We start from the raw sequence: 12322 nt of genomic DNA, 5'->3' as shown, positions 1-12322 counted from the left end.
GGGGAGAGGAGCGCTATCTCCATTATTTTTGGCGAGTCCGCGAGTCGCAGAAAATATCGAGCTAAATCAAGCTGCTGATTGGATGTAGAGGGGAGAGGCCAATGGAGAAGGACGGCAATCATGGCGTGAGTGCCAAGACCAGGTTTTTTTCAATCGTTGCACTTTTGTGCGCACTGCTTTATCTGCCGCAGGCTGGGGCGGCGAGGATTGAAGTGATCAAGGATCAGATCGAGATAGATACCCGCGCTCAGCTCTTCTACTGGGTTGATGGCGCCCGGACAGACCTGATCGCGGAGGATACAGATCGATATCGTGGTTCTATCCATGCCTTGCAAGAGGCAGGGGTTGATGAATTTGAGCTCGGTTCTTGGACTGAATACCATTACACCAACCCGATGACCTATAACGGGATTGAGTATGTTGTCCCCGGAATGTCTCCAGGCCCTCACCTCGGTGCTGACCGCAATTCGCGGGCAACGGTTGAGTACTACTTTGACCGCATAAATCCTAGTATCGAACTGATCTATGAGATATCAGGGTGGAGCTATAATCAGGATCCATACCTAGATGCGGTGAGTGGGTACTACGATTGGTGGTCGGAGGGAAGCATCAAGCTGGACTGGACGTTTCAGGTGACCGGGGAGGACGCTAGTCTGGATGTCTGGAGCCGAATATTCGATTTTTTTCCAGATGTCTACTCCGAATTCTCCCTCTACGACTTGACCCTTGGGTCCCATGTGTCGGGTGGAATATCTGGCGGTGGTAGTTGGTACGATAATAGACTTCGCGGCAGCTACGATCTGCAGGAGGGCCATACCTACGCCCTCTCGTCTTACTCCCATGTCGGATCAGATGGGCAGGATCCTGATCCTGATGCGATAGTGAATCTGTACTTCAACAATGCAGACATCGTCTATGTCGCCGAGCCATCGTCACTCTCCCTGATGCTGTTGGGCATGGTCGGTATGGTGTGGAGTGCCGTGCGCCAGCAGCGGCTTGGCGCCGGCCACAGTCCGTCCTGAATCCGCCACTTGCTTTTGGCAAGGCGAGCGGCCCTCATGCCTTGATGAGGTCTGCTCGTCTCTACCTTATCCTGTCTGAAATCACCCTGCTCCAGCGGTGCAGCTTCTTCTCCTCGTCGCCTATCTATATCGCCACGATTCAATCCACCTGCTGCAAGTCATGGTGCAGTCAGCATAAGGGTCTATTATTCGAGATGGTCCGACCCTGCAAAGCCGAAAACGGCTTTCGTCTCTAACATGAGGAAGTGAAAAGATGAGTGGTAAACGGCACGTCTATGCGTTTCAGGATGGCGATGGAAAGAACAAACATCTGCTGGGTGGCAAGGGGGCCAACCTCTGCGAGATGACTCAGTTTGGGCTCAACGTGCCGCCTGGTTTTGTGATTACTACCGAGACCTGCCTCGAATATCTGGAAGAGACCAGTCGCGGTCTGCCGGAAGGGGTGATGACGCAGGTGCGTGAGCAGATGGCGGCGGTTGAGCAGGCAACTGGAAAAGGCTTTGGGGACGCACAGAATCCGCTGCTGGTGTCGGTGCGCTCTGGCTCGGCGATGTCGATGCCGGGCATGATGGACACCATCCTCAACCTGGGGCTGAATGCCGACACCTTGCAGGGTGTGTTTGAGCAAACTGGCGATGCCCGCTTCGGCTACGATGCCTACCGACGTTTCATCCAGCTGTTCGGCAAAGTGGCGCTGAACGTGCCCGACGAACTATTCGATGCGGAGTTTGATGCAGTCAAGCAGAAGGCCCATGTGACCGCCGATGTGGGGCTTTCCGCAGATGACTTGAAGGAGATCAGCGAACGCTTTCTGCGGGTCTTCGAGGAGCACACCGGTCGGGCTTTCCCTGAAGACCCCTACGATCAGCTGGAGATCGCGATCAAGGCGGTGTTCGGTTCCTGGATGGGTAAGCGGGCAGTGGATTATCGTCGCGAGTTCAACATCACCCCGGAGATGGCCAACGGCACCGCAGTCAACGTCTGCACCATGGTCTTCGGCAACCGCGGTGATGACTCCGCCACCGGCGTCGCCTTCACCCGCAACCCTGGTACTGGTGAGAATAAGCTGTTTGGTGAGTATCTGATCAATGCCCAGGGTGAGGATGTGGTGGCTGGCATCCGCACCCCCAAGCCCATCGACAAACTGGCCGACGAGATGCCGGAGATGGCCCGCCAGCTGGCTGAGCTGCGCGACAAGCTGGAGAGCCACTACAAGGAGGTGCAGGACTTCGAGTTCACCATCGAACGTGGCACTCTCTACTGTCTGCAGACCCGCAACGGTAAGATGAACGCTATCGCGATGGTGCGCACCTCAGTGGAGATGGTGCAGGAGGGGCTGCTCTCCAAGGAGGAGGCGCTGCTGCGCATCGACCCAGCCCATCTGGAGCAGATGCTCTACCCGCGACTCGACCCCAAGGCACGGGTGGAGCCGATTGCCCAGGGATTGCCTGCCTCACCGGGTGCCGCCTCCGGCTTTGCCGTGTTTGATGCCGATCGGGCCGAGATTCAGGGCAAGGATCAGGGGCAGAAGGTGATCCTGCTGCGGGAGGAGACCAAGCCGGAGGATATCCACGGTTTCTTCGCTGCTCAGGGTATACTTACCAGCCGTGGTGGCAAGACCTCCCATGCTGCGGTGGTGGCGCGCGGTATGGGCAAGCCCTGTGTGGCCGGCGCCGAAGGGATCCATGTGGATGTGCAGCGGCGCGAGGCCTATGTGGGCGGTAGGGTGATTCGCGAGGGTGACATGCTCACTATCGACGGCAGTACCGGCAACGTCTTTCTTGGGGAGATCCCGATGGTCGAGCCCGATTTCTCGGCGGAGCTCAACCGGCTGCTACAGTGGGCCGACGAGGTTGCCTACCTGCGGGTGATGGCGAATGCCGACACCCCGAACGATGCGGCCCGGGCGCTCAAATATGGTGCCAAGGGGATCGGCCTGTGCCGCACCGAGCGGATGTTCAATGCGGTGGAGCGGCTGCCGGTGGTAATCGAGATGATCGTCGCCGAGGACCAGGCACAGCGCCAGGCGGCGCTCGATAAGCTGCTGCCGATGCAGCGCGCCGACTTCAAGGGGCTGTTCGAGGTGATGTCGCCGCTGCCGGTGACCATCCGCCTGCTCGACCCGCCAATCCATGAATTTCTGCCGACTGAACGTCAGCTGCAGAGTGATCTGGAGCAGCTCAGTCACCTGCGCCGTTCGGTGCTCGGGATGGAGGTGTTGGCTGGTTCGATGATCCTGCTGCACGACCCCTCCGCGGCGAAGAGCGAGGCCGATTCAATGCGCCATATCGTCGATCTGGAGTTGGTCGAGCAGGCGATCGAGAAGAAGACCCTGATGCTGAAAAAGGTGCGTGCGCTTACCGAGGTGAACCCGATGCTCGGCCATCGTGGCGTACGCCTTGGCATCACCTTTCCTGAGATCTACAAGATGCAGATCCGCGCCACCCTCGAGGCGGAGGCGGAGTGTGCAGCGATCGGCATCGAGGTGCACCCGCAGATGATGGTGCCCCAGGTCTGCACCGCGGAGGAACTGAAGCGGGTACGCGGCTACATGGATGAGATTCGCAGCGATGTAGAACAGAAGAGCGGCCAGCGTCTGAACTGCCGCTTCGGCACAATGATTGAGGTGGTGCGCGCCTGCATGCGTGCCGAGTCCCTGGCCGAGGAGGCGGAGTTCTTCTCGTTTGGCACCAACGATCTGACCCAGGCCACCTTCTCTTTCTCCCGCGAGGATGCGGAGAACAAGTTCCTGCCGATGTACAACCAGGCCGGCATCCTGCAGGACAACCCCTTTGAGGTGTTGGATGCCAAGGGTGTGGGCAAGCTGATGCAGCTGGCGGTGGAGTGGGGGCGTGGTGTCAAGCCGGAACTCTCAGTGGGCATCTGCGGTGAACATGGCGGTCACCCCCAGTCGATCGCCTTCTGCCACCAGGCCGGACTCAACTATGTCTCCTGCTCTGCACCGCGGGTACCGGTGGCGCGTCTGGCAGCGGCTCATGCAGCGCTGAATGCGGTGAAGACCTGATCACCTGTTGGAGCGCCACTGATGGTGCGAAAGATTAGATTCGTGCTGTCGGTGCGCTGCTCCTACCCTGGGTTGGTGATAGATCGCCCTGTTTTCCCGTAAACTCTGTGCCTCTTTGGCAACTCGACAAGGCACAACAATGATCCATGCCTCCGTTCCCCTGCTCGGATTTGCCGCCTACAGCGGCACCGGAAAAACCACCCTGCTGACGCGACTGATCCCGCTGCTGAAGGCGCAAGGGTTGCGGGTTGGCGTGATCAAACACGCCCACCACAAGGTCGATGTGGACAAGCCGGGCAAGGACAGCTACGAGCTGCGCAAGGCGGGTGCGGGGCAGGTGTTGCTGGCCACTGCGCAGCGTTGGGCATTGATGGTGGAGGAGCCGGTGGAGGGGGATCCTGACTTGCAAACCATGCTCGAGCGGCTCGACAGCGCCCAGCTCGATCTGATTCTGGTGGAGGGGTTCCGACACGTCGCCTTTCCCAAGATCGAACTGCACCGGCCGTCGCTGAACAAGCCGCTGCTGTTTACCGAGGACGATTCGATCATCGCCTTTGCCAGTGATGGGCCGGTGGCTCAGTCGGTACCGCTGCCACAGTTCGATCTCAATGATGCAGCGGCGATCTGTGCGTTTATTCTGGAGCAGGTGGTGGGCGCGGTTACTTCTCGGCCGTGATATAGCAGATCCAGCCGGCGTCGGCATCGCCTTCATCGACTGGCTGAAAATCGCCGTCGCCCTCGCCATCCTCATCGAAGCCCTGCCAGTAGAAGGTCACGCGGCTGAAGCCTGCCTCATCGAGCAGTTCGCGGATCTCCGCCAGGGTCCAGAGGCGCCAATCGTAGCTGAAGGCGCGCTCCATGCGTGAGCCGTCGGGGAAGTCGAAATGGATGTGGCAGATCAGGCTGCCGCTGATCGGCTCGTACTTCTCCTGCTCCCAGATATAGGTGAAGCGCAAGCCCTCCGCCTCTATCTCACGCTCCTCAATGATGTCGCGGAAAGAGTCGTAGCCGCCATAGGCGTCCATGAAGAGGATGCCGCCCTCAGCCAGCTGCTGTTGGACCCGCTTGAAGTAGCGCTTGAGCGTCTTGCGCTCCTTGAACAGCCAGTAGCTGAAATTCATTGCGGAGATGATATCGGGCGGTGTGGTCTTTGCCTTGAGCACGTCTTTTTCCAGCAGATCGATGCGTTTTACCTGTGCCGGATTGAGCGCGTCGATGTGGTGTTTTCGCCCCCACTTGAGCACCTCAGGATCGAGGTCGATGCCGATCGCCTGGTTGCTACTGCGCCGTTTTACCCACTCGCAGCAGACGTTGGCGGTGCCGCAGAAGTCCTCACGCAGCAGTTTGGCACGGTGACCTCGCAGCCGTTTGAAGGTGTCGTCGACAAAATCAATCTCCGATTCGGCACACTGTACCGACAGCTCGTAGAGCCGATGTCGGTCCATCTGATCTGCTTGCAGGTGTCGCTGTTTTTTCTTCTGTATCATGCCGTATCCAGTCCGTGGGTGATTCGCCAAAGAGCCAAACTATACTAAAAACAGGAGTGTCGAAGGAGAGGAGGAGACTATGTCAGTTGCCATTACATTCAAAGAGTTCCTGCAAAACAAGGGTATCGAGTTTGATGTGATTGAACATAGCCGAACCGATTCAGCTCTGCGCACCTCGGAGGCGATGCACGTGCCCGGCGACAAGATGGCTAAAAGTGTGCTGGTGGGGGATGATCAGAGCTATCTAATGGTGGTAATCCCCGCTCCCACCGACTGCAGTTCGAGCGACTGAAGCGCCTCACCGGTCGCGAGCTGGAGCTAATTGAAGAGGATGAACTGAGCGATGCGTTTGCCGACTGCGAACCAGGCTCGGTGCCTCCCTCCGGCCAGCCCTATGGCATCGAAACCCTGCTGGATCGTTCACTTGCCGATCAGCCGGAGATCTATTTTGAAGCCGGTGACCATAGCCTGGTGATCCGGGTTTCCCGCCAGCAATTTTTAAGCCTGCTGGGTGATGCGGAGCCGGTCAACGTGAGCGAGCATATCTAAAGCCTGAGCCGTAATGCCTGCGTCTGACAGGACGCGATAGAATTTGCGTGCCGGACCAAACTGGTATAATCTTCGCGCTCCCTTCTGGAGAGGTGTCCGAGCGGCTGAAGGAGCACGCCTGGAAAGTGTGTGTACGTTAATAGCGTACCGAGGGTTCGAATCCCTCCCTCTCCGCCAATTCACGAAAAAACCGGTTCTCTGAAGCCGGTTTTTTTACGTCTGAGCCCCGGTACTCCGGGCCTTCCGGCCGGATCAAGCGTACCGGGCCATTTTAATTCAACCCCGACATTCTCCCTCTCTGGCTCTCTCTTCGGCCGATATTCTCTGTGACTAGCCATCGGAAGCGTACCCATCAAGTGCTGTTGTTACGCTTGCAGGAAGCCAGTAAATCAATGGGTTAGGTTGGTTGCCCGGTTTTTGTTCGATTTCGAAGAGTGGCCCCGGAGAACCGGGGCGAACATCTAGGGTGCTTACTAGCGGGTATCAGTGTCGGGGCAACCAGGGGTATCGCTGATCTGGCCGCATAACTACCGGTCGTGTTATCAGTCAGGTAGACCGAGTGCGCCAGAAGCGGACCGTCTGTTTCTACAACCAAACTTCATCCTGTGCCGCAGGTTAAACTATGCCTTAATCATGAAATTGCCACTTTAATGCGACAGTAAAGCTGTCTATATTATCTGTCATGGAAGAGAAAGAGCGTTTATTCACCCTGGATGAACTCGGTGGTCTCGTGGATCTGCCCAGGCGAACGGTGCGGTACTACATCCAGATCGGACTGGTGGATCGGCCTGATGGGGCTGGCCGCGGAGCACACTACACGACCCGTCACCTCGACCAACTGCTGGAGATTCGAAAGTGGCAACAGGCCGGGCTGTCCCTGGACCGTATCCGGGAGCTGCTCAGTGCAGGTGGAGAAGAGGCCCTGACGCCTCCACTCCGGCCACGACAAAAGGGCTCGGTAGAGGTTTGGAGTCATGTTGTCATCAATGATGGCGTCGAGCTCACTATTGACCCAAAACGAGCAAATCTGGCACCGGAAGAGGTTCGGGAACTCGCTACAGGGGTGATGGACCTTTACGAAAAAATCTGCTCAGGAAAGGAGTAATCATAATGACAATCGCCACCGCCGCTGTACTCGAACCCATAGGTGAGGCTCGCATCGCCCTTGAATCTGTCGATGTTCAGGCAAATTTGCGCGGCTTGTTTGCAGATGTTGTTGTGACCCATGTCTATAGGAATCTGGAGAACGTCAATATCGAGGCGGTCTACACTTTTCCTCTTCCGTTGGATGCTGTGTTATTGGATCTCTCCCTGGAACTCAACGGAAAAAAGCTGCGAGGCGTGGTGCAACCCAAGGGAGAGGCAGAGGAACGCTACGAGGATGCTATCGACAAGGGCGATTCAGCTGTAGTAGTCGCGACCTGATCTGACAGTTACCGGTTCCGATGGCGTGACTGTCAGGTCAAATTCAGCCTACGAACTTTGCCTGCCAGATTTGTTTTCCGTCTTCCAGCGTGGCCAATGGTGTGCGGCCACAGCACATCTGTCCCTGATGTGTCCGCTGCTCATTGTAGTACAGTAGCCACTCGTCGAGATTCTGTTGTAGGCTTTCTAGATCAGCGTACAGATTTTTCCTGAATGTCACCTGGTAAAATTCGTTCAGGATCGTTTTGTGGAAACGCTCGCAGATGCCGTTGGTCTGCGGTGATTTCGCCTTGGTCTTGGTGTGGTCAATATCATTCAGCGCCAGATAGAGTTGATAGTCATGCTGCTCGGCCTTGCCGCAGTATTCAGTGCCCCGGTCGGTCAGGATGCGTAGCATTGGCAGTGCGTGGCGCTCGAAGAACGGTAACACTTGGTCGTTCAGCAGGTCAGCGGCAGTGATCGGCGTCTTGGTCTGATACAGCTTGGCAAAGGCCACCTTCGAATAGGTGTCTACAAACGTCTGCTGGTAGATCCGACCAACCCCCTTCAACGTGCCGACATAGAAGGTATCCTGGGAGCCGAGATAGCCCGGATGGGCCGTTTCGATCTCACCGGTAGCTTCGTCATCGTATTTCTTCTTTTCCAGGGCCGTGACCTGCGCTTCGGTGAGAATCATGCCCTCCTGGGACATCTTCTCCTCCAGGGCGCGCAGGCGGTCCTTAAAACACGCCAGCTTGTGTCGCAGCCAGATGCTGCGCACGCCACTGGGGGAGACAAACACGCCCCGCTTACGCAGCTCATTGCTGGTTCTCATCTGCCCATGCGCCGGAGGGTGGTGTCAGATCAAGTCTGAACTACTACAATCTATGGCTTCAGTAACTCAGCATCTATGCAATTCAATTGCTAAGAGACTCAATACCAGGCCTCGCAAGAGGTTAGGCTTTAAATCACCAGAGTACTGCTATACATCAATATGACTTTTGTTGCACTTCAAACTTGAAGCTAAGAGTCAAATCCCCGTTGATCACTGGCATGAAGTGATTGCTGATCCCGCGCTGGCTGATGCCATTTGGATCATCTTATTCACAACCGTAGATGGTTACCAAAACCCGCACATAATTGGTGAGCACCACCTCATATCCATGCGGGTTTTTAAAGCTCCTCATCTACCGCATCGTCAAATACCGCTCGCCTATATTTTGCCAGAAGCACCAAGTGATACATCAATACCGTTACGTTATGGTTCTTGTGAATATATTCGCTCATTCACGCATATTCACAGCAAGCTGTGGGGAATAGAGCCCCAAGGGATTCAATAATCTGGCTTTTAATGCGCAAGATTTTGGCGACTTCCAGCCCCTTACTGCTGCAGGGTGCGGCCTCCGTCCACTGCGATGATCTGACCTGTCACATAGTCGGCGTCGCGGATGAGAAACAGTAGTGTGCGGGCAATGTCGGTTGGTTGGCCGGGGCGTTTCAGGGCGGTTCGCTGCAGGATCTCTGACTTGGCCAGGTCTGTCATATCCTGCTCAGGCCAGAGGATTGCGCCGGGGGCAATGCCGTTGACGCGTACCTCCGGACCCAGTTCCCGGGCCAGGCTCTTCACCAGCATGGCGTTGCCAGCCTTGGCGATGGAGTAGATCGGATGGTTTTTGAGGGGGCGCTCAGCATGGATGTCGACCAGATTGATGATGTTGCCCCGCTGATCGCGTAGCCAAGGCGCCGCTGCCTTGGAGAGGAATAGGGGGGCCTTTAGATTGCTGCCGATCAGGTCATCCCAGTCGGCCTGGTTTAGGCTCTCCAGTGGGGTGGGGTAGAAGCTTGAGGCGTTGTTGACCAGCAGGTCGAGGCGTCCACGGAATTTAACTGCTTGCTCGATCAGGCCCTCGAGCTGGTCGGTCTGGTGCAGGTCAGCCTGTAGCAGCAGCACCGAGTCAGGGCGTTGTGCCTGCAACGTTGCCTGCAGTTCGGCGGCGGCGACGCTGGAGCTGCGGTAGTGCAGGATCAGGTCCATCCCCTCGGCATGCAGCTGGCGGGCGATTGCCGCGCCGATGCGGTGGACGCCGCCGGTGATCAGTCCCGTTTTGCCTGCTAGGGACGATCCATTTTGCGTCATGCCAATACTCCATGATTGAATGTCGGCCCTACCATATCGTATTGCTCTAGGATTCTGAATTCATGTCCGCTTCATTTCGCCTCCCCGGAAGAGCTCCGGTCTCTGATCTGCCCCCTCCCGATCCTGCCGCCCTAGAACTCAGTGAGCAGTTGCAGACAAGGATTCGTCATGAGATCGAGGCGGCAGGCGGGCGGATTTCCTTCGACCATTTTATGGAACTGGCGCTCTATGCCCCGGGATTGGGTTACTACGTGGCGGGCAGTCGCAAGTTTGGTGAGGCAGGGGATTTTGTTACCGCACCGGAGGTCTCGCCCCTGTTTGCCCAGTGCATCGCACACCAGGCGGCAGAGCTGCTGGGTGAGCTGCCACAGGGCGATATTCTGGAGTTTGGTGCAGGCTCCGGTGTTTTGGCTGTGGATCTACTGGCAGAGCTGGAACGGTTGGGACAATTGCCAAACCGCTATCTGATTCTGGAGCTGAGCCCGGAGCTGCAGCAGCGTCAGCGACAAATCCTGCGGGAGCGGGTGCCCCAGCTGCTGGAGCGGGTGAGCTGGCTGAGTCAGATGCCGTCTCGATTCGAAGGCTTTGTGCTGGCCAACGAACTGTTGGACGCGATGCCTGCCAGCCGTTTCCGTCATTCAGAGGCGGGGATAGAGGAGGGCTTTGTTGTCTGGCAGGAGGAAGGATTTCGCGATCACTTTGCCAGGCCCGAGACAGTAGGTTTCAGCGAACAGGTCAAGCGACGGTTGGCGGGACTGCCGGTGGGTAGCGGTGGATATGTGTCGGAGCTGAATCTGCGATTGGGCCCCTGGTTTGCTGCCCTCGGCGGAGCATTCGAGCGGGGCGCAGTGTTACTCATAGACTACGGCTATCCACGCAGTGAGTATTACCATCCACAACGCAGCGAAGGCACCCTGATGTGTCACTATCGTCATCGTGCCCACGCCGATCCCTATCGTTGGCCTGGGTTGCAGGATATCACCGCGCAGGTGGACTTTACGGCTGTGGCGGAGGCGGCGGAGCAGGCCGGATTTGCGTTGGCGGGCTACACTACTCAGGCCCATTTTCTCATGGCAAGTGGTCTGGACGAGCTGCTCGCCGGATCAGATCCCGACGATATTGCTGCCCACATGGCGCGGGTTCAGGGCGTGAAAAAACTGACACTGCCGTCGGAGATGGGAGAGCGGTTCAAGGTGATCGGTTTTACCAAGCAGATGAAGAACCGAATGCGCGGGTTCGGCCTACTCGATCTGCGAGGTCGTCTGTAGCCGAACCGAGGCAGTTATTGCATCTTCTCCCGGGCGCTGTCGATGGCGCTGGTTAGGTAGAAGTAGAAGAGCTCCACTGTGTTGACGTCAACGATGCGTTTGCTGAGTTCATTGCCGTGGGGGTCGAGAAACAGCAGGGTCGGGGTGAGGTAGACATCATAGCGATGGGCAAATTCGGCGGCATCCTCTGACTTGCCCTCAAAGTTGATCAGGCTCTCCCCCAGGTCGATCAGGATCTCGCGCATCACCACCTTGTCTCGATAGTCCCCACTCAAGGCCATCGGGTTGAGCACCTCCCGCTTCAACAGATCACAGAAAGGGCAGTGCTCCTGGGAAACCACCAGCAGGATGGGTGCATTTAGGCGTTTGGAGAGGGCGGCATCCTTTTGCAGATTGTCGGTAAAAACAATGGTGGAATGCACTTTGTCGGGGGATGCCTGAGCGACGGCCAGTAGAGAGAGGTTAAGTAATACAACTAGGATCAATCTTCGCACGAGTCGCTCCATCAAGTCGAAAAATAGGAGCGGAAGTATAGCCAAAACCGGTGGTCGAGTGCCTACCGCATCTCTGATATGACAGTTTGTCTTGTGAAATGATCAGGGGGTCTGCCCGAAAGCCGGTTACTGAGTACCAGCGAGCACTTTTTCCGGCAGCTCGATATCCTGCATAGCGGTGCGGGATGAGTCGATCGCGTTGTTCAGCAGGATCAGGTATGCATCCTTCGAATTGTAGCCAACAATGGGGGCCGCCAGCTGTTTCCCCTGTGAGTCGAGGATAACCACGGTCGGTGTGGCGAAGACCGTGTAACGGGAGATGAAATTGCGGCCCCGGACCTTGCTGCCGTCAAAATCGATGATTTTGTTGCCTGTGCTGATGTCGAAGGCCTTGATAATGGGCTTGTTTTGCTCGTCTGATGCCTGCAGCGGAATGAGTACATCGTGTGCGAGCTGCTCGCAGTAGCTACAAGCTTCAGCTGTGAAAACCAAGATAATCGGAGACTGGGCCGCTTGTGCCTCAGCAGAAACCTGTGCCCAGTCCTCTGTGGCGGGAATGGCTTCCGAATCGGCAAAGGCAGGAAGAACTTGCGTGATAAGGATAAGTCCGACGAGAATGCGCAGTTGCTTCAACGTTCAAGCCCCCCCTGTCTGATGGCTGAGTCAGTATATCAGTAAATGATAATATATCAATCACTATAAGGGTTTTCCCTGATGCGCGATGTGACAAGAATCAGGTTTTATTGAATCATTAATCCCAATAAAACCTTACTCGGCAGACGAGGCAGGAACCGGAGGATGATACGAACGCAGTGGTACGGGGTGTGACAGCAGGCACATTTTCAAGTCTGATTAGTGGGGTTTTGGTTGATTCTTGGTGTCAGTGATGAATGCCGATGCAGATAGTGTGCTGCCGCATAATCGAGAGGCTGCGTG

At 56.6% G+C, this 12322-nt stretch carries 12 protein-coding genes, 1 tRNA gene and 3 pseudogenes; 10 read left to right on the top strand and 6 right to left on the bottom strand.

Annotated features, from left to right (window positions below):
• The first annotated feature begins 101 nt into the window (after nt 1–101).
• From L0Y14_RS08845 to mobB, 3 genes are all read left to right on the top strand, one after another.
• Complete coding sequence (locus L0Y14_RS08845) at nt 102–1022, top strand: PEP-CTERM domain protein (protein ID WP_040818641.1); 921 nt, start codon at nt 102–104, stop codon at nt 1020–1022.
• A gap of 253 nt (nt 1023–1275) precedes the next feature.
• A complete protein-coding gene (ppdK, locus tag L0Y14_RS08840) occupies nt 1276–4047 on the top strand; it encodes a pyruvate, phosphate dikinase (protein WP_006473784.1) in 2772 nt (923 codons plus the stop codon).
• A 139-nt stretch (nt 4048–4186) separates the two neighbouring features.
• Complete coding sequence (gene mobB / locus L0Y14_RS08835; protein ID WP_006473785.1) at nt 4187–4723, top strand: molybdopterin-guanine dinucleotide biosynthesis protein MobB; 537 nt, start codon at nt 4187–4189, stop codon at nt 4721–4723.
• Here mobB and L0Y14_RS08830 read toward each other — a convergent pair.
• The gene (locus L0Y14_RS08830; RefSeq protein ID WP_006473786.1) at nt 4707–5534 is read right to left on the bottom strand and encodes a class I SAM-dependent methyltransferase; all 828 of its coding nucleotides are present in this window, start codon (nt 5532–5534) and stop codon (nt 4707–4709) included. The two genes, mobB and L0Y14_RS08830, sit on opposite strands and share 17 nt — an antisense overlap.
• Nucleotides 5535–5613: 79 nt before the next feature.
• Between L0Y14_RS08830 and L0Y14_RS08825 the strand changes: the two genes are divergently transcribed.
• The 5 genes from L0Y14_RS08825 (at nt 5614) to L0Y14_RS08805 (ending at nt 7508) form a co-directional block, all read left to right on the top strand.
• Nucleotides 5614–5826, top strand: a complete 213-nt coding sequence (locus tag L0Y14_RS08825; protein WP_006473787.1) for a hypothetical protein — start codon at nt 5614–5616, stop codon at nt 5824–5826.
• Complete coding sequence (locus tag L0Y14_RS08820; protein ID WP_083825096.1) at nt 5808–6083, top strand: YbaK/EbsC family protein; 276 nt, start codon at nt 5808–5810, stop codon at nt 6081–6083. The genes L0Y14_RS08825 and L0Y14_RS08820 overlap by 19 nt, the downstream gene beginning before the upstream one ends.
• Nucleotides 6084–6169: 86 nt before the next feature.
• A tRNA-Ser gene (locus L0Y14_RS08815) sits at nt 6170–6260 on the top strand.
• A 505-nt stretch (nt 6261–6765) separates the two neighbouring features.
• Nucleotides 6766–7188, top strand: a complete 423-nt coding sequence (locus L0Y14_RS08810; protein ID WP_040818644.1) for a MerR family transcriptional regulator — start codon at nt 6766–6768, stop codon at nt 7186–7188.
• 5 nt (nt 7189–7193) lie between these two features.
• Nucleotides 7194–7508: a VIT domain-containing protein gene (locus tag L0Y14_RS08805; protein ID WP_040818647.1), complete on the top strand. Its 315-nt coding sequence runs from the start codon at nt 7194–7196 to the stop codon at nt 7506–7508.
• A 43-nt stretch (nt 7509–7551) separates the two neighbouring features.
• Here the strand turns inward: L0Y14_RS08805 and L0Y14_RS08800 are convergent.
• Nucleotides 7552–8337: pseudogene (locus tag L0Y14_RS08800) on the bottom strand (integrase core domain-containing protein); the annotation flags it as partial.
• 34 nt (nt 8338–8371) lie between these two features.
• On the opposite strand from L0Y14_RS08800, the pseudogene L0Y14_RS08795 reads away from it, so the two are divergent.
• A pseudogene (locus L0Y14_RS08795) lies at nt 8372–8485 on the top strand (IS30 family transposase); the annotation flags it as partial.
• 178 nt (nt 8486–8663) lie between these two features.
• Here the strand turns inward: L0Y14_RS08795 and L0Y14_RS08790 are convergent.
• Both L0Y14_RS08790 and L0Y14_RS08785 read right to left on the bottom strand, forming a co-directional pair.
• A pseudogene (locus tag L0Y14_RS08790) lies at nt 8664–8774 on the bottom strand (IS200/IS605 family transposase); the annotation flags it as partial.
• A 94-nt stretch (nt 8775–8868) separates the two neighbouring features.
• Nucleotides 8869–9624 (bottom strand): pteridine reductase, encoded by a 756-nt coding sequence (locus L0Y14_RS08785; protein ID WP_006473793.1) that lies wholly within the window; start codon nt 9622–9624, stop codon nt 8869–8871.
• 62 nt (nt 9625–9686) lie between these two features.
• Here L0Y14_RS08785 and L0Y14_RS08780 point away from each other — a divergent pair, with 62 nt between their 5' ends.
• The gene (locus L0Y14_RS08780; RefSeq protein WP_006473794.1) at nt 9687–10892 is read left to right on the top strand and encodes a class I SAM-dependent methyltransferase; all 1206 of its coding nucleotides are present in this window, start codon (nt 9687–9689) and stop codon (nt 10890–10892) included.
• Nucleotides 10893–10906: 14 nt separating this feature from the next.
• On the opposite strand, the gene L0Y14_RS08775 is transcribed toward L0Y14_RS08780, so the two are convergent.
• Both L0Y14_RS08775 and L0Y14_RS08770 read right to left on the bottom strand, forming a co-directional pair.
• On the bottom strand, nt 10907–11386 hold the full coding sequence (locus L0Y14_RS08775; RefSeq protein ID WP_240991566.1) for a thioredoxin family protein: 480 nt from the start codon (nt 11384–11386) through the stop codon (nt 10907–10909).
• 126 nt (nt 11387–11512) lie between these two features.
• On the bottom strand, nt 11513–12019 hold the full coding sequence (locus L0Y14_RS08770) for a thioredoxin family protein (RefSeq protein ID WP_040818649.1): 507 nt from the start codon (nt 12017–12019) through the stop codon (nt 11513–11515).
• Nucleotides 12020–12322 lie beyond the last annotated feature (303 nt).

The sequence above is a fragment of the Candidatus Endoriftia persephonae genome, assembly GCF_023733635.1.
In the GTDB taxonomy this organism is placed as follows: domain Bacteria; phylum Pseudomonadota; class Gammaproteobacteria; order Chromatiales; family Chromatiaceae; genus Endoriftia; species Endoriftia persephonae.
Note: the sequence above shows the minus strand (reverse complement) of the source record. Positions and strands in the feature narration are given on the sequence as shown.